Origin of the sequence: Pseudomonas sp. AU11447, assembly GCF_001672555.2 — a bacterium.
Classification (GTDB): Bacteria; Pseudomonadota; Gammaproteobacteria; order Pseudomonadales; family Pseudomonadaceae; genus Pseudomonas; species Pseudomonas nitroreducens.
On record NZ_LZDG02000018.1, the window covers coordinates 112,067 to 134,253 of the forward strand.

Sequence of the window (22,187 nt, forward strand, 5' to 3'; positions counted from 1 at the left end):
CCGCCAATCAAAACAACATTGCAAGGAGCTTCACCGATGAAATTCCGCCGTACCCCCATCGCCCGCACGCTCGTCGCCGCCAGCCTGCTGCTGGCCGGCAGCGCCCATGCCGACGGCACCCTGCACTTCGCCAACTGGTCCGACTACTTCCCGCCGGAACTGTTGAAGAAGTTCGAGAAGGACACCGGTATCCACGCCACCCTGGATTCCTACGACAGCAACGAAACCCTGCTGGCCAAGCTGAAGGCCGGCGGCGGCGCCTACGACGTGGTCGTGCCGTCGGACAGTTTCATCGAGATCTTCGTCAAGGAAGGCCTGCTGCAGAAGCTCGACAAGTCGCAGCTGCCGAACCTGGCCAACCTCAAGGACAAGTTCAAGACCCTGACCTACGACCCGGGCCACGACTACTCCGTGCCCTACCTGTGGGGCACCACCGGCTACAGCTACGACAGCGCCAAGGTGCCCGGTGGCAAGCTGGATGAGAGCTGGAAGCCGTTCTTCGAGCCGCCAGCGGAGCTCAAAGGCAAGGTCGTGGCACTCAACTCCATCGAGGAACTCTATGCTCCCGCGTCCTACTACCTGGGGATCGACGAGTGCACCGAGGACCCGAAAGAGGCGGCGAAGATCCAGGACCTGCTGCTCAAGCAGAAACCCATGCTGGCCATGTACAACAGCGACGGCACCATTGAGCGCATGGCCGCCGGCGAAGTCTCCATGCACCAGCAATGGAACGGCGCGTTCCACCGCGCCCACGCCCAGCGTGCCAGCCTGGTCTATGTCTATCCGAAGGAAGGCGTGCGCCTGTTCATCGACAACCTGACCATTCCCAAGGACGCCACCAACATCAAGGAGGCCCACGCCTTCCTGAACTGGATGATGCAGCCTGAGAACATTGCCCTGGCCTCCAACTTCGCCAAGTACAACAACGCGATCGAGGGCTCGGACAAGTTCATGGACAAGGAACTGTTCGATGACCCGGCGATCAACACCCCGGCAGACAAGCTGGATCGCCTGAAACCCTTCAAGCTCTGCTCGCCGAAAGCGCTGCAACTGCGCTCCAAGGTCTGGACCAAGCTGAAGAAATGACCCACAGGTCACCCGGCGCGGCGGTGCGCGCCGGGTGACACTGACAGCCATTTTGGCCATTTCGATCCCTTTTTGACCCTTTGCAGGGTTCTGCCCGGTGACCTCGGTTGCTAGAGTCGGGCGGCTCGCGCAGGGAGCGGCTGGAAAGGCGGCCAGCCCCGGTGCCATCACTGATGGCGCAGGGATTTCCCGAGGGAACGCGAGCGCGTTATCCACAAGAACAAATGCCCCGAGAACGCCCATGACCAGCTTTTGCGTCACCCTGCAGCAAACACCCTCATTCCTCGCGCGTCGTCATCGCTGCGGCTGAGCCGTAAACCGATGACGTCAGGACGGCCACCGAACGCCGCCCGCCCGCAAGACAACAACAATCGCGAGGATTCCCCCATGGCCAGCCAACACAGCGCCAGCACAGCTCACACCCAACAGGGCACCCCGGCCAACGCCGACGCCCGCCTGAAACGCGTCCTGGGCCTGCCCGCCCTGGTCTTCTTCGGCCTGGTCTACATGGTCCCGCTGACCATGTTCACAACCTACGGCGTGGTCACCGAGATGACCGGCGGCCGTACTGCCAGCGCCTACCTGATCACCCTGCTGGCGATGCTGTTCACCGCCGCTTCGTACAGCTTCATGGTGCGCAAGTATCCGATCTCGGGTTCTGCGTATTCCTACACCAGCCTGAGCTTCGGCCCGGTGGTCGGCTTCCTGTCCGGCTGGTCGCTGCTGCTCGACTACCTGTTCCTGCCGATGATCAACTACCTGCTCATCGGCCTGTTCATGAACATCGCCTTCCCGGAAATCCCGGCCTGGGTGTTCGTGGTCGCCTCCATCGCCCTGGTGACCGTGCTCAACGTGGTCGGCATCAGCCAGGTGGCCGGCATGAGCAACGTCATCGTCGGCGCGCAATTGGTGTTCATCGTGGTGTTCGTGATCATGTCGATCAAGACACTGGCCGGCGGCGCGACGATCGACTTCAGCCTGCCCTTCGTCGGTGACGGCACCCAGCCAGGGTTCGCCCCGCTGATGGCCGGCGCCGCGGTGTTGTGCCTGTCGTTCCTGGGCTTCGACGCGGTCTCGACCATGGCCGAGGAAACCCGCGACGCCCGCCGCGACATCCCCCGCGCGATCATCATCACCACCGTCATCGCCGGCCTGATGTTCACCCTGCTGGCGATCATCAGCCAGCTGGTGTTCCCCGGCAGCGTGTTCCAGAACGCCGACTCGGCGGCCAACGAAGTGATGCTCAAGGCCGGCGGCCAGTTCCTCGGCAACTTCTTCACCTCCGCCTACATCGCCGGCTGCATCGGCTCGGCGCTGGCGTCCCAGGCCTCGGTGTCGCGCATCATCTTCACCATGGGCCGCGACGGCATCCTGCCGCGCAGCCTGTTCGGCACCCTGCACGCGCGCTTCCAGACCCCGGTGGTGGCAATCCTCGTGGTGTCGGCGATCTCCCTGCTGGCAGTGGTGCTGGACCTGACCACCCTCGCCTCGATGATCAGCTTCGGTGCGCTGGTGGCCTTCTCCGTGGTCAACCTGGCGGTGATCCGCACCTACCTGGGCGTGGAGCGCCGCCGCGGCGCGAAGAACGTCCTGCTGTACGGCGCCATCCCCTTCATCGGCCTGTGCCTGACGCTGTGGCTGTGGACCAGCCTGTCGCAGATGACCCTGATCGTGGGCCTGAGCTGGTTTGCCGTCGGCTTCGCCTACCTGGCGGTGCATACCGGCGGCTTCCGCCGCAAGGCACCGAGTGTGAATTTCGAGGAAAACGCCTGAAAGCCCGTTGACGATCTCGCGAGCTAGAGCAGAACAAGGCGAAATCGGTCGAGGGAGCGGAATTTACACGCAGTAAATGAGCATCCCGAGACCGATTTCAACGCAGTTATGCCGACGCGCAGCAGATCGTAGACAGGCCGAGATAACCGGAACCTAACCGGGCGCCTTGTGCGCCCTCAGGAGCGCGTGATGTTGACGATCTACACCGACGACCATCGCTTGCACCACGGTCAGCACGAGCTGATCGGCGGCCAGTTCACCCCCTGCTTCGAAAAGCCCAGCCGCGCCGACATGGTGCTGGACCGGGCCAAGGCGGTGAAACTGGGCGATATCCAGGCCCCGCGTGATTTCGGCCTGGACCCCATCCTGAGGGTGCACAGCGAAGGCTTCGTGCGGTTCCTGCAACACGCCTGGCGTGACTGGCTGGCCACCGGCCGGACCCACGACATGCTGCCGATCTGCTGGCCGACCCGCCGCCTGCGGCAGAAGGAGCCGGACAGCATCGACGGCCGCCTGGGCTACTACAGCCTGGACGCGGGCGCACCGATCACCGCCGGCACCTGGCAGGCGGTACTCAGCTCGGTGAACGTGGCGATGACTGGCCAGGCCGAGCTGGCCAAGGGCGCGCGCTCGGTGTTCTCGCTCTGCCGTCCGCCGGGCCACCACGCCTCGGCGGACTTCATGGGTGGCTACTGCTTCTTCAACAACGCGGCTATCGCTGCCCAGTCGATCCTCGACCAGGGCGCCAACCGCGTGGCCATCCTCGACGTCGACTACCACCACGGCAACGGTACCCAGGACATCTTCTACGACCGTGCCGACGTGCTGTTCACCTCGATCCACGGCGACCCGCGCTTCGAGTATCCCTACTTCCTCGGCTACGCCGACGAGAAGGGCCAGGGCGTGGGCGAGGGTTTCAACTTCAACTACCCGCTGGCCTCGGGCAGCGACTGGTCAGTGTGGAGCCTGGCGCTACAGGCGGCGATCCGGCAGATCTCGGCGTACAAGCCAGACGTGCTGATCGTGTCGCTGGGCGTGGACACCTACAAGGAAGACCCGATCTCCCAGTTCAAGCTGGACAGCCCGGACTACCTGCGCATGGGCGAGGCCATTGGCAAGCTCGGCCTGCCGACCCTGTTCGTCATGGAAGGGGGTTACGCGGTGGAAGAGATCGGCATCAATGCGATCAACGTGCTGCAGGGCTTCGAAAGCATCGGTTGAGGGCTGTTCTGTAGGAGCGAGCTTGCTCGCGAAAATCCGACCGAGCACGCCGGGAAAATCGGCGAAACGCCAGGGTTCGCGAGCAAGCTCGCTCCTACAGTAGAGCCACAAAAAAGCCGCGCCGGGGATGAGGTTCCCGGCGCGGCTTTTTTATCGAGAGTGGATTACTGGAGGATTTCCACGCGATCCACATCGATGTCCGTGGGCTTCTGCTTGTGGTGGTCAACCTCACCGGTCAGGCGCACCTTGGTGTTCTCGGAGACCGAAGTACCCGCCGGCCAATCGTCGTGGTCGATCTCGACCTGGATGCTGCCGGTGGCGTCCTTGAACTCGTAGTGCTCGCTGCTGATGCGCTTGGTGATGGTGCCTTCGAGCACGACCTTGGTGTCATCGGCGGCGGCCTGGGCCTGCTTCACCGTAGTGATCTGGCCGGCAGCGGCGGCGGGTTGGGCATCGCTGCCCGGGCCGGTGTAGCCGCCAGCGGCCAGGGTAACGGTGGAGAACAGGCCAACGGCAGCGATCAGGGGGAGATGACGGAGTTTCATGGAAGTGCCTCCTTGGGCGTTTTCGATGGATTCAGCTTAGTGTCCACGGCTGAAACCAGCCTGAATCAGGACTTAACCCAAGCTTAAGACCCCAGAGCCGCCATTTACTCCGAGCTGAATCAATCCTTGGCCGGCTGCGCCTCACGCTTGAACACGTAGAACAGGTCCGGCTCGCTGACCATGTAGATGGTGCCCTGCTCATCGATGGCCACGCCTTCGGCGCGCGGAATCCGGTCGTGCAAGCCGTTCAGGCCACCGAGCAGGCTGATGAAGCTGACCGGCTCGCCCTTCTCGTCCAGCTCCAGCAGCAGGTGCGACTCCGCCGACAACACCAGGGTATGGCCGGTGCGCGGGTCGATGCTCAGTGCCGAGACGTTGGTCATCAGCAGGTCGCTGGACATGGGCTGGAGTGCGCCACTCAGGCTCACCCCGCCATCGCTGGCCAGGCTGAACAGCGCCATCGGGTCACGCTCCTGCCCCAGCACCAGGCGATGCTGGCGGGGATCCCAGGCGATGCCCTCGATGCCCTTGTTCTTCTTGCCGCGCGGCCCGAGGTCGAAGCTGGACAGCTTCGCGGTGCTCAGCTCGCGGGTTTGCGGATCGACGTGGAAGATGGTCAGGGAATTCTTGCGCTCGTCAGTCACGGCAATATTGCCGTTCTCCAGCACCGCCACGCCTTCCGGGTTCGACATGCCCAGCAACGGAATCACCCGCAGCACATCGCCGGTGAGCGACAGTTCGGCCAGCAGCGGCTTCTTGCCGGTCACGGTGAACAGGGTGCGGGTCACCGGGTTGTAGGCCAGGTCGGAGGTCTCCTGCCCCTCGATGCCGCCCTTGAGCGGCTTGGCCTGGATGACCGCCCGGTAACCGGGCAACCAGATGCTTTCCGAGCGCGCCTGAGTGCTGGTGTCCTGCTCGCGCAACCAGAGACGCGCACGGTCATCCCAGTGGAAGCGGGATGTCAGGTAGCCGAGCACAATCAGAATGAACAGCAAGGCCAGCAGCAGCCAGCGAGGACGAAGGACGGACATGGTCATGGCGACTCTTGTTGATCAGCACGGGCAAGGCATCCCGCAACAAGCGAAGGCCGCACAATCGGCGGCCTTCGGCGGGACAACGGTGTTAAAGCACGCGGCTTTCGAAGCGACTGGCGCCGGGAAGTTCCAGCACCACCTCGCTACCGCTCGTGAGCGGACCGACGCCGACCGGCGTGCCGGTGGACACCACGTCGCCCGGCTGCAGCGAGAAATGCCCGCAGATGTGCTGGATCAGCGGCACGATGGGGTTGAGCATGTCGCAGCTGTTGCCATCCTGGCGGACTTCGCCGTCGATGGTCAGGCGGATGCCGATGTCGGTCGGGTCCGGGAAGTGGTCAGCGCTGACGAAGGGCGCCAGCACGAAGGCGCCGTCGAAGGACTTGGCCAGTTCCCACGGCAGGCCCTTTTCCTTCAGCTTCGCCTGCACGTCGCGCAGGGTCAGGTCCAGGGCCGGAGCGTAGCCGGAAATGGCGTCCAGTACTTCCTCGGCACTCGGCTTGCGCGACAGCGGCTTGCCGATCAGCACGGCGATTTCCGCCTCGTAATGCACCGAGCCGCGATCCTCGGGAATGGAGAAACCGCCAGCCTGGGAAACCGTGCAGGAACCGGGCTTGATGAACAGCAGCGGCTCGGTCGGCACCGGGTTGTTCAGCTCCTTGGCGTGCTCCGCGTAATTGCGGCCGACGCACACCACCTTGCCCAGGGTGAAATGGATCGGGGTGCCATCGACATACTGATGCTGGTAACTCATGACCGACTCCTGCAACGGATGGAAGAGATGATCCGCGCGGGGCTCGTGATCCCGCACAGTTGCCCGCATCCTGCCGGCGTACGCGCCATTTCCCGTGACGCTGACGTGCAAAGGGCCGGCCCCTCTATCCCAAAGAGCCGGCCCTTCTGGATACCGCAGCTTATTCGGCGAAGATCTTGCCGGGGTTCATGATCCCGTTCGGGTCGAACACCGCCTTGACCGCCTTCATGTAGCCGATTTCAGCCTCGGAGCGAGAGTAACCCAGGTAATCGCGCTTGGTCATGCCCACGCCGTGTTCGGCCGAGATCGAGCCGTTGTACTTCTGCACGGTCTCGAACACCCACTTGTTGACGGTCGCGCACTTGGCGAAGAACTCGTCCTTGCTCAGGTTCTCGGGCTTGAGGATGTTCAGGTGCAGGTTGCCGTCGCCGATGTGGCCGAACCACACCACTTCGAAGTCGGGGTAGTTGGCTTCGACGATGGTATCGATGTCCTTGAGGAAGGCCGGGACCTTGCTCACGGTGACCGAGATGTCGTTCTTGTACGGCGTCCAGTGGGAGATGGTCTCGGAGATGTACTCGCGCAGCTTCCACAGGTTCTGCAGCTGCTGCTCGCTCTGGCTCATCACGCCGTCCAGCACCCAACCCTGCTCTACACAATGTTCGAAAGTCGCCAGCGCCTCGTTGGCCACTTCCTCGGTAGTCGCTTCGAATTCCAGCAGCGCGTAGAACGGGCAATCGGTCTCGAAGGCCGGCGGCACGTCGCCGCGGGCCATGATCTTGGCCAGGGCCTTGTCGGAGAAGAACTCGAAGGCGGTCAGGTCCAGCTTGCTCTGGAAGGCATGCAGCACCGGCATGATCGAATCGAAGTCCGGGGTGCCGAGGACCATCGCGGTGAGGTTCTTCGGCTGGCGCTCCAGGCGCATGGTCGCCTCGACCACGAAGCCCAGGGTGCCTTCGGCGCCGATGAACAGCTGGCGAAGGTCGTAGCCGGTGGCGTTCTTGATCAGGTCCTTGTTCAGCTCCAGCAGGTCGCCCTTGCCGGTGACGACCTTCATGCCGGCCACCCAGTTGCGGGTCATGCCGTAGCGAATGACCTTGATCCCGCCGGCATTGGTGCCGATGTTGCCGCCGATCTGGCTGGAACCCGACGAAGCGAAGTCCACCGGGTAATAGAGGCCGTGCTCTTCGGCGAAGGTCTGCAGCTGCTTGGTGATCACGCCCGGCTGGCAGACCGCGGTACGGTCGAATTCGTTGAACTCGACGATCTTGTTCATGTAGTCGAAGGCCACGACCACTTCGCCATTGGCGGCGACGGCGGCGGCGGAGAGCCCGGTACGGCCGCCCGAGGGGACCAGCGCGACCTTGTGCTCGTTAGCCCAGCGGACGACGGCCTGGACCTGCTCGGTGCTCTTGGGGAAGGCGATCGCCAGGGGTGCCGGGGCGAAATGCTTGGTCCAGTCCTTGCCATAGGTGTCGAGGGAATCGGCGTCTGTCAGCAGCTTCCCGGCATCCAGCAGGGGCTTGAGCGATTCGATCAGGGCGTCGCGGGTCATTGGAGGAACTCTCAAATGGTTCATGGTCGTCCTGAGAACAGCTCAGGTCGCAACCGGGCAAGGAAAAGGGAGAACATGCTAGCATACGCACCCCACGCAGATCGCCACCTGGCGCCAAGCTTGGCACCGGCCGGTCCGGCCTGAGCTGTTCAATTTCTCGCCACATCCCGGGACTACAGGTTCAAAGCAGATGAGCAAGACTTCTCTCGACAAGAGCAAGATCAAATTCCTTCTCCTTGAAGGCGTGCACCAGAACGCCGTCGACACCCTCAAGGCGGCCGGCTACTCCAACATCGAGTACCTCAAGACCGCACTGTCCGGTGACGAGCTGAAGGAAAAGATTGCCGATGCACACTTCATCGGTATCCGCTCCCGCACCCAGCTGACCGAAGAAGTCTTCGACGCTGCCAAGAAGCTGATCGCCGTTGGCTGCTTCTGCATCGGCACCAACCAGGTCGACCTGAACGCAGCCCGCGAGCGCGGTATCGCCGTGTTCAACGCGCCCTACTCCAACACCCGCTCGGTCGCCGAACTGGTGCTGGCCGAAGCCATCCTGCTGCTGCGCGGCATTCCGGAGAAGAACGCCTCCTGCCACCGCGGCGGCTGGATCAAGTCCGCAGCCAACTCCTTCGAGATCCGCGGCAAGAAGCTGGGCATCGTCGGCTACGGCTCGATCGGCACCCAGCTCTCGGTCCTGGCCGAGGCCCTGGGCATGCAGGTGTTCTTCTACGACACCGTGACCAAGCTGCCGCTGGGTAACGCCCAGCAGGTGGGCAACCTGCACGAGCTGCTCGGCATGTCCGACATCGTCTCGCTGCACGTGCCGGAGCTGCCGTCCACCCAGTGGATGATCGGCGAGAAGGAAATCCGCGCCATCAAGAAAGGCGGCATCCTGATCAACGCCGCCCGTGGCACCGTGGTCGAGCTGGACCACCTGGCCGCCGCGATCAAGGACGAGCACCTGATCGGCGCCGCCATCGACGTGTTCCCGGTCGAACCCAAGTCCAACGACGACGAGTTCGAAAGCCCGCTGCGCGGCCTGGATCGCGTGATCCTGACCCCGCACATCGGCGGCTCCACCGCCGAAGCCCAAGCCAACATCGGCCTGGAAGTGGCCGAGAAGCTGGTCAAGTACAGCGACAACGGTACCTCGGTATCTTCCGTCAACTTCCCGGAAGTCGCCCTGCCGTCGCACCCGGGCAAGCACCGCCTGCTGCACATCCACGAGAACATTCCGGGTGTGATGAGCGAGATCAACAAGGTGTTCGCCGACAACGGCATCAACATCTCCGGCCAGTACCTGCAGACCAACGACAAGGTCGGCTACGTGGTGATCGACGTCGACGCCGAGTACTCGGACCTGGCGCTGGAGAAGCTGCAGCACGTCAACGGCACCATCCGCAGCCGCGTTCTGTTCTAAGCGCTGATTGCGGTAAAGAAAAAGGAGGCCTTCGGGCCTCCTTTTTTGTTTCTGCGGTTTGGAATCTCGGCGCGGTTGAAAGCCCCACTCCCGAGCTCAGCCATCACTTCACATTGACGGTGATCTGCTGCGACTCCACCGGCGGGTCGAACGGCACGTGGTTCTTGTCGCCCACCAGCAGTTGCAGGGTGTGCTTGCCTGGCGGCAGGGTCACCTGGGTTTCGGTCTGGCCCTTGCCGAAGTGCTTGATATTGTCGGTCATCGGCAGCGGCAGGTTCATCGCCGGCTGCTCCTTGAGGTCGATCAGCAGGTGGTGGTGGCCGGTGGCCGGCGAGTCCACGCCAGCGGGCGCGACGCCCATGCCCTTGAGGCCGAATTTGACGGTGAAGGTCTTGTCCACCGTGGCGCCGTCGGCCGGCTCGATGAAGTACACCTTGGCACCTTCCGGAGCCGGGGTGCGCGGGATATCGGCGGCGACTGCGGAAGTGCCGGCGAGCAGCGCGGCAAGGCCCAGGCAAGGCAGCAGGGTTCTCATGTTCTTCTCCTTCTACTTGGATGACGAAAAGGCGAAGGACCGCTCAGGCCGCCTTCGCCTCCCGCATGGAACGCACAAGCATAGGCGCCCAGGCGCGAGGCTCAAGGAAAATAGTGCGTCTTCGAGTGTCGCCGGGCGCTCTAGCCTCCGGCTTCCAGCCCGGCCAGGCAGACGGCCGCGGCGTCCAGTTCTTCCTCGCTGAACACCAGCACGCCCATGCGCTTGAGCGCGGCGGCGGTCACACCTTCACCGGCGACCTTCTGCCCGCTGAAGCTGCCGTCGTAGTTCTCACGATTGCCGCAGGAGGGGCTGCGCGCCTTGAGCACCGCCAGGCGGATATCGTGGCGACGGACCAGCGCCATGGCTTCCTCGGCGCCGAGCAGGAAGGCGTCACTGACGTCCTCGCCTTCCACCGTCATCACTGGGCGCGCCCGTTCCAGCACGGCCATGCCCTGGCCTCCCGGGATCTCCGCCGGGGCACGGGGCGTCGGCAGGCCGCCGGCGACTTCCGGGCACAGCGCCACCACCCGCCCCTGGTCCAGCCAGCGCGATAGCAGGTCGAACGGCCCGTGCGCGCCGCCGTCGTAGCGGACGCGATGGCCAAGCAGGCAGCGGCTGACGAGAACCTTCTGCATGGGCGAATCACTCCCTTTTGGAAGGGGACAGACTAGCCGCTCGCTGTTTGGCGGTCACGCCGGGTAACGCAACTTTCATCGGACCGTATGTCGCAACAGGTTTCCGCCCCGCCGAAAGTCGGGTCCTTGAGCGGCTCGCCGGCCGTCGGCACAGCGCTGAAACACAACCTTCGACGGGAACAGCCGCCCGGCACTGGCTGCCCGGCAGGCCGCCGCCCAGACTCGCGCATCGGCCAATCGCCATGGAGCCTCCCTCATGCCTCGCCTCTTGCTCTGCACCGCCACCTTCGCCGCGCTGTCCTACCTGCCCTTGGCCTTCGCCGAGCTCCAGGCTCTGGACAATGAACACCTGGGCGCCGTCACCGGCCAGGACGGCATCAGCATCCGCGCCGACGTGCTGGCGCACATGGACAGCGTGGCGTGGAAGGACGACGGCGGCAGCGTCTCGCTGCGCAACGTGTTCATCGACAACGGTTGCGTGAATGCCGGCGACTGCCCCGATGGCCGCGGCGGCAGCCTGCCGTACGGGGCCGCGCAGCTGGGCCTGAGCCTGCCGATCTTCGGCGTCGAGCAGCCGACCCTGCAGGTGGATGTGGTGCAAGGCGCCGGCGGCCAGCAGCAATTGGCGCTGACCCTGCCCGACCTCACCACCATCAACCAGCAGCTGAACGCCAGCGGGCTGCCGTCGCAGACCATCCGCCTGCGCGTGGCCGGCGATCTCTACGTGGGCGGCGGAAAGCTGGGGAGCATCGAAGTGCGTGACATTCAGGACATCAGCGGCACCCTGAAGATCTGGGGGCACTGACGCCTTACGGGCTCAGAGCAGCGCATCACCGCGGCGGCGGAACCAGCCGGTGAGCGACAGGCGCTCGTGGCTGGCCGGCAGCACTTCGTGGGGGAAGTCACCGGAGAGGAACACCACCAGCCGGCCGGCCAGCGGCGGCAGGTCCAGTGTCCGTTCGTCGGGGAGGTACATCCGTAGTTCGCCGCCCTGCGCCACTGGCCAGTCGCGATTGAGGTAGAAAACCACCGAGACGGTGCGGCGATCATCGTCGCGGAAGCGGTCCAGGTGCTTCTGGTAGAAAGCCCCCGGCGGGTAGAGCGCGAAGTGCCCTTCGAAGTCTTCCAGACCGAGGAAAAGCGCGCGGTTGATCTGCCGGCGCAGCGCATCCAACGCGCCCAGGTACAGGTCGCAGGCCTCGGACTGGCCGGGCTCGAGCCACTGAATGCGGTCGCCGCGGATAGCTTCGCGCACGGCCTGCCCCTCTCGCCGCCCGATGGCCGCGGCGGCCAGCTTGCCGGCCGCGTCACGGGCACGGCATTCCGCCGCCAGCTGGGCGATCAGGGCATCGGGAAGGAAGGCGTCCTGCTGCGACCAGCCCTTGTCGGCGAGGCCGTCAACGATGCTTTGCAGAAGGGGGCCTTGCATGAATGGCGAAAGGGCGTCGAAATGCATGGCGTATTGTAACGTCCGGCGCCAGTGTCTCGACAAGCAGGGCAAGCCTTGCCGACAATAGCCCCCGGCGAGCGAACCCTGCCGCCCAAAAGGAGTTGCAATGCGCGTACTGCTGGCCCTCACCCTTCTTGTACTGGGCATGCCTGCCCTGGCCGACGACTACCAGCGCCTGTACCAGGCTGCGGGCTGGCCGGAGCAGCGAGCGCACTTCAATGACGCCCTGCACGCCGCGCAGAAGCGCTACCAGGGCAACCTGCCGCCAGCGCTGTACCAGACGCTGGTGGACAACAGCAACCAGCGCTTCGCCCCTGCCGATATCGACCAGCGCGCCCTGAATGGCCTGCGCCAGAACCTGCCGGACAGCGCGGCGGCGGTGAACTTCTTCGAATCCCCGCTGGGCCGCAAGGTGGCCGGCGCCGAGACCCTGGCTACCCGCAGCGACCAGCTGCAGAAATACGCCAACGGCCTGCCGCGCCAGCAGGCCAGCGATGCGCGCAAGCAGATTGCCCACCGCCTGAGCCAGGTGCTGCCGGCCCGCGAAGCCGGCGCCGAAGTGAGCCTGGCGCTGGCCAGCGTGGCCGCCGACAGCCTCAGCCAGATGCTCCCCGGCCTGCTCGGCGGCGGCACTACCCAAGGCATGCTCGAAGGCCAGCGACAGAAGCTGATGGGACAGATCGGCGCCGATCTCGACAACACTCTGCTGTACGTCTATCGCGGCCTGAGCGATGCCGAGCTGGGCCAGTTCGCCGATTTCAGCGAGTCGCCAGCCGGGCGCGATTATTACCGCGCCGCGCTGGCCGCCCTTAAAGCCGGATTAAGTGTTCCCTCCAGCGGGCAATGATAGGAATAACCTTACCGTCCTAGCGGACCACTCCGAGAGGCCCTCACCCTAGAATTGCGCCCGCTGTACAGAGGGTGGCGCCTGAGGATCATGGCGCATGGAGTGAAGGACACACCCTCGACTACAGCGGCTCCCATCCCCGCATCTCCCCTGCTATGCCATCCGCTCACTGAGAAAATCGAAGTAACGTCTGCGCAGCGCCTCGCTCTCGTTCGCCAGATGGTGGCGCGCGCCGGTCAGCAGCAGGCATTCGATCTTCTCGAACTTCTCCTCCAGTACCTTCAGGTTGTAGCGCCAGTCCACCGTCTCGTCGGCGTCGCCCTGTACCACCAGCAGGCTCTGCGCGCCGTGGCCGGCGGCCTCGATGCGCGGAATCCAGCGCGACAGTGCGCCCACCCAGGCCGTCGGCAGGATCTTCGGCTGCAGCGGATCGCGATCACGCAGGAAGGCGAGGAATTCGGCGTCGCTGGAGTTCTCGCTGAACCGTCGCGGAATCGAGTCCACGAACGGCCGCAGCAGTTGGTAGCTGAATTTCGACCAGCCCCAGGCCCGTGGCCGCACCAGTGGCGCCAGCAGGATGGTCCGTCCGAGTTCCGGACGGGGCGCGCCAGTGAGCAGGTAGTCCAGCAGGATCGCCCCGCCGGTGCTCTGCCCACAGAGGTGCCAGGGTTGCGGCAGGTCCAGCGCCTGCGCCTGATTAAGCAGTGCGCCCAGCACTATCTGGTACTCGGCGAAGTCGCCGATGCTGGCAGCGGCGCCGCCGGACAGGCCGTGGCCCGGCAGGTCGCAGGCCAGCACCGCGAAGCCCATGCCCAGCGCCCAGTCGATCACATGGCGGTACAGCCCCATGTGATCGTAATAGCCATGCAGCAGCACCACCGTCCCGCGCGCCAGCACCGGCCGCCAGTACTGCGCGGCGATCTGGTAGCCCCCGGCCTCGAAGGTGCCCAGGCGGCTCTGCAGCCCCGGGTGGCGCCCATGCAGGTCCAGGCCATAGAAATGCTGGTACAGCGCGATGCCGACCTCGTTCGCCTCTGCGGTCAGTGGTCGCAGCAGGGTACGCAGCAGATCGGGCTGGAAGGCTTCAGGCATGGGCGTTTCGCTTCTGGCAGGCAGGTAACGGAAGGAGCGCACGGAGCAGCGGGATATTCTGCCGCGCCCGCCCCCGTGGCAAGCTTGTCGGCTATCTTACCGACTCTGTCACTGGTCGCTGCCATGTCCTCACGCCAAAAGTCGCTGCTCACCTGGCTGATTGCCGCGCTCTGCCTGGGCGCGCTGCTCGCCACCTACTGGTGGTACGAGAACCGCTTCATCCGCCCCTTCAGCCATCAGCCGCAGCTGTTTTCCGGCGACCACCTGATGCTGCCCGCGCAACTGGCCGGTCCTGGGAAGATCCGCCTGGTGCATTTCTGGGATCCGGCCTGCCCCTGTAACGTCGGCAACCAGCAGCACCTCGCCGAGCTGATCCAGCGCTTCGGCCCGCAGGGCGTGGAGTTCTTCGCCGTGCAGAAGCCCGGCACCCGCGGCCACCTGCCCGACACCCTCAGCGCCATGCGCGCGCTGGACTCCCTGCCCGGCGCCGGGCAATTGCCGGCGAGCCCTGCCGTGGCGATCTGGGACGCCCAGGGCAAACTGGCCTATTTCGGCCCCTACAGCGAGGGCGCGGTGTGTACCTCGGGCAACAGCTTCATCGAGCCGATCCTCGACGCGCTGGTGCAGGGGCGCCAGGTGAATGCGACCCACACCCTGGCCGTGGGTTGCTATTGCCCGTGGGACGAAACGAAGCACTGAGCCGCATCAACGAAGACGATGGCCAATCCGTGACTACACTTGGTTCGCCGGCCCATGAAGGGCTGATCGTCACCAAGGAGCTTTTCGCATGCGTCTTCATTCCGCCCTCGCCTTCTGCGCCGCTCTCTCCACCGGGTTCGTCCTGCCCCTGGCCGCCCACGCCGAAGATACCCCCAGCAGCAGCCAGGTCATGGAGCAACACAAGCAGGCCATCAACAACCGCATCGCCGACATCGACTACAAGCGCAAGCGCATCGTCGAAGCCAACATGAAGCTCACCCCGCAGGAGACCGAGAAGTTCTGGCCGATCTACAACAGCTACCGCACCGAGGCGGATAAGCTGAGCAAGCAGACGCTGGCGATCATCATCGACTACGCCAACAGCTATAACACCGGCTCGGTGAGCAACGACGAGGCAGCGAAACTGCAGAAACAGGTGCTGGAGTTGCAGGACGACCGCCAGGATCTCAAGGAGAAATACCTCAAGCGCATCGCCAAGGAAGTCTCGCCGCAGCGCGCGCTGCGCTTCCTGCAGATCGAAGACCAGCTGGACGCCATGGCGCTGCTGGAAGTCAGCCGCGAAATCCCGCTGGCCGAGTAGCCTTCAGCCTTCGGTGCCGCCTCGCAGGCGCTGGCGATAGCGCTCGGGCGGCACCGAATACCAGCGCCTGAAGGCACGATAGAACGGCGACACCTCGGCAAACCCACAGGCCCGCGCCACCTCGCGAATCGCCACTCCCTGCTCCAGCAACTGCGCCGCACGCTGCCGGCGCACTTCCTCTCGCACCTCCCTGAACGTCTGCGCCCGGCTCGCCAGGTTGCGCTGCAGCAGCCCTGCGCGCACGCCCAGTTCGCGAGCACAACTTTGCAGGGTGCACTCCCCCTCCCCCAGGCGGATGCCGATCAGGTAGCGCAGGCGATTGAGCAGGTCGTTCTCGTCCAGCGTGCCCAGTTGTTCGCGCGCATGCTCGGTGAGCAGGCGGTGCAGCACCGGGTTGCCGGTACGCGATGGCCTCGCCAGCAGGGCCCGGTCGAAGAGCAGTGCGTCATTGGGTTTGCCGAAGCTGGGCGTCAGGCCAAACAGCCGCCGGTGCTCGCTCAGGCGGCGCGGCTGGGGGTGGCGGAACTCCACGGCCTGGACGCGGAACTCATCGTCGGTGATCAGCGCCAGCTGCTTGAGGAACAGCAGCATCAGGCACTCCATCTGCTGCCGCAGGTTGCTGATGCCCAGGTAGTTGAGGTCGAGGATCAGCCGTACCCGGTCGCCTTCTTCATGCATCTGTGCGGCGAAGCCACCGGAGAGGATGTGCTGGAAACGCAGGAAGCTGTGCAGCGCCTCGCGCAGGTCGCTGCTGGCCATCTGCAGGTAGCCGACCACATCGAGCAGACGCGGCTTCATCGCCTCCCCCAGGTGCAGGCCGATGTCGGGATCGCCGGTGATGTCGTCGAGGGTCGTCCAGAACAGCGGGGCATCGTCATGTACCAGCCGGCCACTCTGCGCTGGTGGCGGCAGGCGGACCTTCTGCAAGGCCTGGCGATAGATGTCGGTCGGATCGAAGCCCAGCACGGACAGCGCCTCGTACAACTGGCGGCGCAGGGTGGCGGACTGGGTCATGGCTGGCGCTGCCGGGAAATTCAGCTCTGGGGCGGACATGCTTCCTCCTGGAATTGACCAAAGAGTTCCAGCCATGAGGCATTTGGTCAATGAACGCAATGCAACTTCCTTTGCAGAATCGCCGCATAACAACAAGGAGTTGCCCCATGAAACGCACTTTGACTGTCCTCGCTGTCGTTGTCGCCGCTACCGCGGCGGGCGCTGGCTGGTACCTGCACGGCAAGCAGCCGGTACGCGACGGACAACTGTCGCTGGCCGGCCTCGCCAGCGAAGTCACGGTTCGCTACGACGAGCGTGGCGTGCCGCACATCAAGGCCGGCAGCGAGGAGGACATGTACCGGGCGATCGGTTACGTGCATGCCCAGGACCGGCTGTTCCAGATGGAAATGCTCCGGCGCCTGTCCCGCGGCGAGCTCGCCGAAGTGCTCGGGCCCAAGCTGGTGGACACCGACCGCATGTTCCGCAGCCTGCGCATCCGCGACCACGCGGCGGAGTATGTGAAGACGCAGGACAAGAATTCCCCGGCCTGGAAGGCCCTGGTCGCCTACCTCGATGGCGTCAACCAGTTCCAGGACAGCCACCCGCGCCCAGTGGAATTCGACATCCTCGGCATACCCAAGCGCCCCTTCACGCCCGAGGACACCGTCAGCGTTGCCGGCTACATGGCCTACAGCTTCGCCGCCGCCTTCCGTACCGAACCGGTGCTGACCTACGTGCGCGACCAACTGGGCGCGGATTACCTGAAAGTCTTCGACCTCGACTGGCACCCCAACGGCGTACTCACGCCGTCCCCGTTGGCCGCCGCCGACTGGCAGGACATGAGCGCCATCGCCCAGCTCAGCCACGCGGCCCTGGAGAAGGCCGGCCTGCCGCAGTTCGAAGGCAGCAACGCCTGGGCCGTTTCCGGCAGCCGCACCAAGAGCGGCAAGCCGCTGCTGGCGGGCGACCCGCACATCCGCTTCGCCGTGCCGGCGGTGTGGTACGAGATGCAGGCCAGCGCGCCGGGCTTCGAGCTGTACGGCCACTACCAGGCGCTCAACCCGTTCGCCTCGCTGGGCCACAACCTGCAGTTCGGCTGGAGCCTGACCATGTTCCAGAACGACGACGTCGATCTGGTCGCCGAGAAGGTCAACCCGGACAACCCCAACCAGGTCTGGTACCACGGCCAGTGGGTGGACCTGAAGAACGAGGAGCAGAGCATCGCCGTGAAGGGCGAGGCGCCGGTGAAGATCACCCTGCGCAGCTCGCCCCACGGTCCGCTGGTCAACGACGCGCTGGGCACCGCCGCGGGCAAGACGCCCGTGGCCATGTGGTGGGCCTTCCTGGAAACCCAGAACCCGATCCTCGATGCCTTCTACGAGCTGAACCGCGCCGACACCCTGGCCAAGGCGCGCACCGCGGCTTCGAAGATCCAGTCGCCGGGCCTCAACGTGGTATGGGCCAACGCCCGCGGCGACATCGGCTGGTGGGCCTCGGCGCAATTGCCGGTACGCCCGGACGGGGTCAACCCGAACTTCCTGCTCGACGGCGCCAGCGGCCAGGCCGACAAGACCGGCTTCTACCCCTTCAGCGAGAACCCGCAGGAAGAAAACCCGGCGCGCGGCTACATCGTCTCCGCCAACTTCCAGCCGGTGCCGGCCAACGGTCGCCCAGTGCCGGGCTACTACAACCTGCCCGATCGCGGTCAGCAACTGAACAAGCGCCTGTCCGACGATTCGGTGAAATGGGACCTGCAGAACAGCCAGCCGCTGCAACTGGATACCGCCACCGGCTACGGCCCACGTTTCCTAAAGCCGTTGCTGCCGATCCTGCGCGAAGCCGCCGCAACCGACGAAGAAAAGGCACTGGTGGAAAACCTGGCCAACTGGCAGGGCGACCATCCGCTGGATTCGGTGACAGCCACGGTGTTCAACCAGCTGATCTACCAGGTGGCAGACGGCGCCATGCGCGACGAGATGGGCGACGCCTTCTTCGACAACCTGCTGTCCACCCGTGTGCTCGACGTGGCCCTGCCACGCCTGGCCGCCGACGAGAACTCGCCCTGGTGGGACAACCGCAAGACGCCGCAGAAGGAAACCCGCACGGATATTGTCAAGGCGGCCTGGAAGGACAGCCTGGCACACCTGCGCGCCATCCTCGGCCAGGACTCGAAGCAATGGCAGTGGGGCAAGGTGCACACCCTGACCCACGGCCACCCGCTGGGTATGCAGAAGCCGCTGGACCGCATCTTCAACGTCGGCCCGTTCGCCGCGCCCGGCGGCCACGAGGTGCCGAACAACCTCTCCGCTCGCGTCGGCCCTGCGCCGTGGCAGGTGGTCTACGGCCCGTCCACGCGCCGCCTGATCGACTTCGCCGACCCCGCCCACAGCCTGGGCATCAACCCGGTGGGCCAGAGCGGCGTGCCCTTCGACAAGCACTACGACGACCAGGCCGAAGCCTACATCGAAGGCCAGTACCTGCCGCAGCACTACGATGACAACGAGGTGAAGGCCAACACCAAGGGCATTCTGCGGCTGATCCCCGTCCGTCGCTGAATAGCCCTGCCGGAAATGAAAAACCCCGCTCCTGCGGGGTTTTTCATGGGTGCATGGTAGAGAGTGTTGCGGGAGATGCCGAAGCTCCCTGGCGCGTTATTTCCCCAAGGGATAACGATCGGGGTGTTGTATTGGGCGCCGTCTCCCGCACGGAGTGCCATAAGGCGTCACTGGAAGTTTGCCGGCTACGCGGCCCGGTCCTGGTTCGGGGGGGTGACCGGACAACGCATCCGAACACTTCAAGCGTAGTTGGCAATCGGCCGGGAGCGAGCCTTTGCGACCCACGGATTTTTCCGATAAATCCCGATTTTCCAAGCACTTCGGAATAACGTGTGAGCAAAAAAACACGGGCCACCCGAAGGTGGCCCGTGGTTCGACAATCGCCGGATACTACCGGCCGACAAGACGGCGTCAGGCGGTGGCTGTCGAACCCTTCTGCCAATCGGTCGCGTTGGACTCCATGGCTTCCTGGATCGCGCGCTTGCGACGCTCCTCGGCCTGGCGGGTGAAGTACCAGGCGAAGAAGGTGAACAGCGAAACGGTCAGCAGGATCAGGCTGGCTACGGCGTTGATCTCCGGCTTCACGCCCAGGCGCACGGCGGAGAACACTTCCATCGGCAGGGTGGTGGAGCCAGGCCCGGACACGAAGCTGGCCAGTACCAGGTCATCCAGCGACAAGGCGAAGGACATCATGCCGCCCGCCGCCAGCGACGGAGCGATCATCGGGATGGTGATCAGCATGAACACTTTCCAGGGCTTGGCGCCCAGGTCCATGGCCGCTTCCTCGATGGACAGGTCCAGCTCGCGCAGGCGCGCCGACACCACGACCGCTACGTAGGACGAGCAGAAGCTGGTGTGGGCGATCCAGATGGTCACGATGCCGCGTTCCTGTGGCCAGCCGATCAGCTGGGCCATGGCAACGAACAGCAGCAGCAGCGACAGACCGGTGATTACCTCGGGCATGACCAGCGGCGCAGTGACCATGCCGCCGAACAGCGTACGGCCACGGAAGCGCGGGATGCGGGTCAGCACGAAGGCGGCCAGGGTACCCAGGGCTACCGAGGAGATCGCGGTGTAGCAGGCAATCTCCAGCGAGCGGAACACCGAGCCAACGAGCTGCTGGTTGTCCAGCAGGCCGACGTACCACTTCACCGACCAGCCACCCCACACGGTCACCAGCTTGGAGCCGTTGAACGAGTAGATGACCAGGATGATCATCGGCACGTAGATGAAGAGCAGGCCCAACACCAGCATGATGTTGGAGAACGACCAACGCTTGTTCATACCTTGCCCTCCAGCTCTTTAGCCTGGTTCTTGTTAAAGAGGATGATGGGAATGATCAGGATCGCCAGCATCACGACGGCGAGGGCGGAAGCCACCGGCCAGTCACGGTTGTTGAAGAACTCCTGCCACAGCACCTTGCCGATCATCAGCGTCTCGGGGCCGCCCAGCAGTTCCGGGATCACGAACTCGCCCACCGCCGGGATGAACACCAGCATGCAGCCGGCGATGATGCCGTTCTTGGACAGCGGCACGGTGATCTTCCAGAAGCTGGTGAAGCTGCGCGCGCCGAGGTCGGACGCGGCTTCGAGCAGGCTCATGTCGTGCTTCACCAGGTTGGCGTAGAGCGGCATGACCATGAACGGCAGGTAGGAGTAGACGATACCGATGTACACCGCGAAGTTGGTGTTCAGGATCGTCAGCGGCTCGTTGATGATGCCCAGCCACATCAGGAAGCTGTTGAGCAGGCCGTTGTTGGACAGGATGCCCATCCAGGCGTACACGCGGATCAGGATCGCCGTCCAGGTCGGCATCATGATCAGCAGCAGCAGGACGGTCTGCATTTCCTTGCTGGCGCGAGCGATGGCGTAGGCCATCGGATAACCGATCACAAGGCAGAGGAACGTGCTGATCGCCGCCATCTTCAGCGAGCCCAGGTAGGCGTCGATGTAGAGCGGGTCGTCCGTCAGCATCAGGTAGTTGCCCAGGTTCAGCACGACCTGAAGGGTCTGGTCGGCGTACTGGAATACTTCGGTGTACGGCGGAATGGCCACGTCCGCTGCCGCCAGACTGATCTTCAGCACGATGGCGAAGGGCAGCAGGAAGAACAGGAACAGCCAGAAGAACGGCACACCGATCACGGCATGCCGGCCGTTCGGCAGGCGTTTCATGAGCGATTTGCTGATGTTCATGATTGCAGTACCACACCGCTGTCGTCGTACCAGCTGATGTAAACCGGCTGGTCCCAGGTCGGGCGCGCCACGTGGCGCTCGGCGTTGGCCATGAAGGCCTGGACGATGAAGCCCGAAGCCAGCTTGATGTAGTACACCGAGTGGCCGCCCAGGTAGGCGATGTCATGCACGGTGCCCTGGGCAACGTTGAAGCCTTCGTGCTCGAGGTTTTCCGGCTTCTGCGCGCTGACCATGACCTTTTCCGGACGCAGCGCGTAGGTGATGCGCTTGTTCTCGGCACGGGTACTGATGCCGTGGCCGATGTAGATCGGGTTTTCCAGGTGCGGGCAGGCGATCACGGCGTGATCCTGCAGGTCCTCTACCAGCTCGCCATCGAACATGTTGACGTTGCCGATGAACTCGCAGATCAGGCGGCTGGCCGGGGTCTCGTAGATGTCCATCGGGCTGCCGATCTGCTCGATGCAGCCCAGGTGCATGATGGCGATGCGCTGGGCCATGGTCATGGCCTCTTCCTGGTCGTGGGTCACCATCACGCAGGTCACGCCCACGCGCTCGATGATCTCCACCAGTTCCAGCTGCATCTGCGAACGCAGCTTCTTGTCCAGCGCGCCCATGGGCTCGTCGAGCAGCAGCAGCTTCGGACGCTTGGCCAGGGAGCGGGCCAGGGCCACGCGCTGACGCTGGCCGCCGGAGAGCTGGTGCGGCTTGCGCTTGGCGTACTGGGTCATCTGTACGAGCTTGAGCATCTCGTCGACGATCTTGTCGATCTCTGCCTTGGGCAGGCCGTCCTGCTTGAGGCCGAAAGCGATGTTCTGCGCCACGCTCATGTGGGGGAACAGGGCGTACGACTGGAACATCATGTTGATCGGCCGCTCATAGGGCGGCAGGTCGGTAATGTCCTGGCCATCGAGGAAGATGCGACCTTCAGTGGGACGCTCGAAACCAGCCAGCATACGCAGCAGGGTCGACTTGCCCGAACCCGAGCCACCCAGCAGGGCGAAGATCTCACCCTTCTTGATGTCCAGGGACACGCTGTCCACAGCCAGCGTTTCATCGAACTGCTTGCTGACCCGGTCGATTTTTACCAGAACCTCTTTGGGTTTCTGGTCGCCACTCAAGGCTTTCTTGTAGGCACCGGAGGCTATTGCCATTACCACAACTCCCAAATCATAGAGGCCCGGCCCCCGCGGCCGGGCATGC

Annotated in this window: 21 protein-coding genes; 9 read left to right on the plus strand and 12 right to left on the minus strand. The window is 64.4% G+C overall.

Annotation, left to right across the window (positions count from 1 at the left end; all coding sequences use genetic code 11):
• Positions 1–36: 36 nt before the first annotated feature.
• From A6723_RS04095 to A6723_RS04105, 3 genes are all read left to right on the plus strand, one after another.
• On the plus strand, positions 37–1,086 hold the full coding sequence (locus A6723_RS04095) for an extracellular solute-binding protein (protein ID WP_054908118.1): 1,050 nt from the start codon (positions 37–39) through the stop codon (positions 1,084–1,086).
• 387 nt (positions 1,087–1,473) lie between these two features.
• Positions 1,474–2,859, plus strand: coding sequence for an APC family permease (locus A6723_RS04100; protein ID WP_054908119.1), 1,386 nt, complete (start codon positions 1,474–1,476; stop codon positions 2,857–2,859).
• Between the two features lie 189 nt (positions 2,860–3,048).
• Complete coding sequence (locus A6723_RS04105) at positions 3,049–4,080, plus strand: histone deacetylase family protein (RefSeq protein WP_045215578.1); 1,032 nt, start codon at positions 3,049–3,051, stop codon at positions 4,078–4,080.
• 164 nt (positions 4,081–4,244) lie between these two features.
• On the opposite strand, the gene A6723_RS04110 is transcribed toward A6723_RS04105, so the two are convergent.
• From A6723_RS04110 to A6723_RS04125, 4 genes are all read right to left on the minus strand, one after another.
• Entirely contained in the window at positions 4,245–4,625 is a 381-nt protein-coding gene (locus A6723_RS04110; protein WP_054908120.1) for a NirD/YgiW/YdeI family stress tolerance protein, read from the minus strand.
• A 119-nt stretch (positions 4,626–4,744) separates the two neighbouring features.
• Positions 4,745–5,662 (minus strand): SdiA-regulated domain-containing protein, encoded by a 918-nt coding sequence (locus A6723_RS04115; RefSeq protein WP_054908121.1) that lies wholly within the window; start codon positions 5,660–5,662, stop codon positions 4,745–4,747.
• A gap of 85 nt (positions 5,663–5,747) precedes the next feature.
• Positions 5,748–6,413 (minus strand): fumarylacetoacetate hydrolase family protein, encoded by a 666-nt coding sequence (locus A6723_RS04120; protein ID WP_054908122.1) that lies wholly within the window; start codon positions 6,411–6,413, stop codon positions 5,748–5,750.
• A gap of 160 nt (positions 6,414–6,573) precedes the next feature.
• Positions 6,574–7,968 carry an FAD-binding oxidoreductase gene (locus A6723_RS04125; RefSeq protein WP_139092891.1) on the minus strand — a complete coding sequence of 465 codons (1,395 nt, stop codon included), beginning with the start codon at positions 7,966–7,968 and terminating at the stop codon, positions 6,574–6,576.
• Positions 7,969–8,158: 190 nt separating this feature from the next.
• Here A6723_RS04125 and serA point away from each other — a divergent pair, with 190 nt between their 5' ends.
• Complete coding sequence (gene serA, locus A6723_RS04130) at positions 8,159–9,388, plus strand: phosphoglycerate dehydrogenase (RefSeq protein ID WP_045215566.1); 1,230 nt, start codon at positions 8,159–8,161, stop codon at positions 9,386–9,388.
• Between the two features lie 103 nt (positions 9,389–9,491).
• Here serA and A6723_RS04135 read toward each other — a convergent pair whose 3' ends face one another.
• Positions 9,492–9,923, minus strand: coding sequence for a DUF4399 domain-containing protein (locus A6723_RS04135; RefSeq protein WP_054908124.1), 432 nt, complete (start codon positions 9,921–9,923; stop codon positions 9,492–9,494).
• A gap of 140 nt (positions 9,924–10,063) precedes the next feature.
• Positions 10,064–10,558 (minus strand): DUF523 domain-containing protein, encoded by a 495-nt coding sequence (locus A6723_RS04140; protein WP_045215561.1) that lies wholly within the window; start codon positions 10,556–10,558, stop codon positions 10,064–10,066.
• Positions 10,559–10,814: 256 nt separating this feature from the next.
• Between A6723_RS04140 and A6723_RS04145 the strand changes: the two genes are divergently transcribed.
• Positions 10,815–11,363, plus strand: a complete 549-nt coding sequence (locus tag A6723_RS04145) for a DUF6160 family protein (RefSeq protein ID WP_054908125.1) — start codon at positions 10,815–10,817, stop codon at positions 11,361–11,363.
• Positions 11,364–11,375: 12 nt separating this feature from the next.
• On the opposite strand, the gene A6723_RS04150 is transcribed toward A6723_RS04145, so the two are convergent.
• The gene (locus A6723_RS04150; RefSeq protein WP_371914039.1) at positions 11,376–11,987 is read right to left on the minus strand and encodes a 2OG-Fe(II) oxygenase; all 612 of its coding nucleotides are present in this window, start codon (positions 11,985–11,987) and stop codon (positions 11,376–11,378) included.
• A gap of 127 nt (positions 11,988–12,114) precedes the next feature.
• Between A6723_RS04150 and A6723_RS04155 the strand changes: the two genes are divergently transcribed.
• Positions 12,115–12,855 (plus strand): hypothetical protein, encoded by a 741-nt coding sequence (locus A6723_RS04155; protein WP_054908127.1) that lies wholly within the window; start codon positions 12,115–12,117, stop codon positions 12,853–12,855.
• Positions 12,856–13,008: 153 nt separating this feature from the next.
• Here A6723_RS04155 and A6723_RS04160 read toward each other — a convergent pair whose 3' ends face one another.
• Positions 13,009–13,947 (minus strand): alpha/beta hydrolase, encoded by a 939-nt coding sequence (locus A6723_RS04160; RefSeq protein ID WP_054908128.1) that lies wholly within the window; start codon positions 13,945–13,947, stop codon positions 13,009–13,011.
• Positions 13,948–14,070: 123 nt separating this feature from the next.
• Between A6723_RS04160 and A6723_RS04165 the strand changes: the two genes are divergently transcribed.
• The gene (locus tag A6723_RS04165) at positions 14,071–14,646 is read left to right on the plus strand and encodes a DUF6436 domain-containing protein (RefSeq protein ID WP_054908129.1); all 576 of its coding nucleotides are present in this window, start codon (positions 14,071–14,073) and stop codon (positions 14,644–14,646) included.
• A gap of 88 nt (positions 14,647–14,734) precedes the next feature.
• A complete protein-coding gene (locus A6723_RS31620) occupies positions 14,735–15,247 on the plus strand; it encodes a transcriptional regulator (RefSeq protein ID WP_024762149.1) in 513 nt (170 codons plus the stop codon).
• Between the two features lie 3 nt (positions 15,248–15,250).
• Here the strand turns inward: A6723_RS31620 and A6723_RS04175 are convergent, their stop codons facing one another.
• Complete coding sequence (locus A6723_RS04175) at positions 15,251–16,300, minus strand: AraC family transcriptional regulator (RefSeq protein WP_054908130.1); 1,050 nt, start codon at positions 16,298–16,300, stop codon at positions 15,251–15,253.
• Positions 16,301–16,407: 107 nt separating this feature from the next.
• Between A6723_RS04175 and A6723_RS04180 the strand changes: the two genes are divergently transcribed.
• Entirely contained in the window at positions 16,408–18,795 is a 2,388-nt protein-coding gene (locus A6723_RS04180) for a penicillin acylase family protein (RefSeq protein WP_054908131.1), read from the plus strand.
• A gap of 411 nt (positions 18,796–19,206) precedes the next feature.
• Here A6723_RS04180 and A6723_RS04185 read toward each other — a convergent pair whose 3' ends face one another.
• From A6723_RS04185 to A6723_RS04195, 3 genes are read right to left on the minus strand one after another with little or no spacing between them, the layout of a single operon-like run.
• The gene (locus A6723_RS04185; RefSeq protein ID WP_024762146.1) at positions 19,207–20,079 is read right to left on the minus strand and encodes an ABC transporter permease subunit; all 873 of its coding nucleotides are present in this window, start codon (positions 20,077–20,079) and stop codon (positions 19,207–19,209) included.
• Entirely contained in the window at positions 20,076–20,957 is an 882-nt protein-coding gene (locus A6723_RS04190; protein ID WP_139092896.1) for an ABC transporter permease subunit, read from the minus strand. Before A6723_RS04190 ends, A6723_RS04185 begins: the two co-directional genes overlap by 4 nt.
• 26 nt (positions 20,958–20,983) lie before the next feature.
• On the minus strand, positions 20,984–22,138 hold the full coding sequence (locus A6723_RS04195; protein WP_054908133.1) for an ABC transporter ATP-binding protein: 1,155 nt from the start codon (positions 22,136–22,138) through the stop codon (positions 20,984–20,986).
• Positions 22,139–22,187 lie beyond the last annotated feature (49 nt).

Coding starts and splice junctions, on each gene's coding strand:
- A6723_RS04095 (WP_054908118.1), top strand. CDS start 37: ATGAAATTCCGCCGTACCCCCATCGCCCGCACGCTCGTCGCCGCCAGC.
- A6723_RS04100 (WP_054908119.1), top strand. CDS start 1,474: ATGGCCAGCCAACACAGCGCCAGCACAGCTCACACCCAACAGGGCACC.
- A6723_RS04105 (WP_045215578.1), top strand. CDS start 3,049: ATGTTGACGATCTACACCGACGACCATCGCTTGCACCACGGTCAGCAC.
- A6723_RS04110 (WP_054908120.1), bottom strand. CDS start 4,625: ATGAAACTCCGTCATCTCCCCCTGATCGCTGCCGTTGGCCTGTTCTCC.
- A6723_RS04115 (WP_054908121.1), bottom strand. CDS start 5,662: ATGACCATGTCCGTCCTTCGTCCTCGCTGGCTGCTGCTGGCCTTGCTG.
- A6723_RS04120 (WP_054908122.1), bottom strand. CDS start 6,413: ATGAGTTACCAGCATCAGTATGTCGATGGCACCCCGATCCATTTCACC.
- A6723_RS04125 (WP_139092891.1), bottom strand. CDS start 7,968: ATGACCCGCGACGCCCTGATCGAATCGCTCAAGCCCCTGCTGGATGCC.
- serA (WP_045215566.1), top strand. CDS start 8,159: ATGAGCAAGACTTCTCTCGACAAGAGCAAGATCAAATTCCTTCTCCTT.
- A6723_RS04135 (WP_054908124.1), bottom strand. CDS start 9,923: ATGAGAACCCTGCTGCCTTGCCTGGGCCTTGCCGCGCTGCTCGCCGGC.
- A6723_RS04140 (WP_045215561.1), bottom strand. CDS start 10,558: ATGCAGAAGGTTCTCGTCAGCCGCTGCCTGCTTGGCCATCGCGTCCGC.
- A6723_RS04145 (WP_054908125.1), top strand. CDS start 10,815: ATGCCTCGCCTCTTGCTCTGCACCGCCACCTTCGCCGCGCTGTCCTAC.
- A6723_RS04150 (WP_371914039.1), bottom strand. CDS start 11,987: ATGCAAGGCCCCCTTCTGCAAAGCATCGTTGACGGCCTCGCCGACAAG.
- A6723_RS04155 (WP_054908127.1), top strand. CDS start 12,115: ATGCGCGTACTGCTGGCCCTCACCCTTCTTGTACTGGGCATGCCTGCC.
- A6723_RS04160 (WP_054908128.1), bottom strand. CDS start 13,947: ATGCCTGAAGCCTTCCAGCCCGATCTGCTGCGTACCCTGCTGCGACCA.
- A6723_RS04165 (WP_054908129.1), top strand. CDS start 14,071: ATGTCCTCACGCCAAAAGTCGCTGCTCACCTGGCTGATTGCCGCGCTC.
- A6723_RS31620 (WP_024762149.1), top strand. CDS start 14,735: ATGCGTCTTCATTCCGCCCTCGCCTTCTGCGCCGCTCTCTCCACCGGG.
- A6723_RS04175 (WP_054908130.1), bottom strand. CDS start 16,300: ATGTCCGCCCCAGAGCTGAATTTCCCGGCAGCGCCAGCCATGACCCAG.
- A6723_RS04180 (WP_054908131.1), top strand. CDS start 16,408: ATGAAACGCACTTTGACTGTCCTCGCTGTCGTTGTCGCCGCTACCGCG.
- A6723_RS04185 (WP_024762146.1), bottom strand. CDS start 20,079: ATGAACAAGCGTTGGTCGTTCTCCAACATCATGCTGGTGTTGGGCCTG.
- A6723_RS04195 (WP_054908133.1), bottom strand. CDS start 22,138: ATGGCAATAGCCTCCGGTGCCTACAAGAAAGCCTTGAGTGGCGACCAG.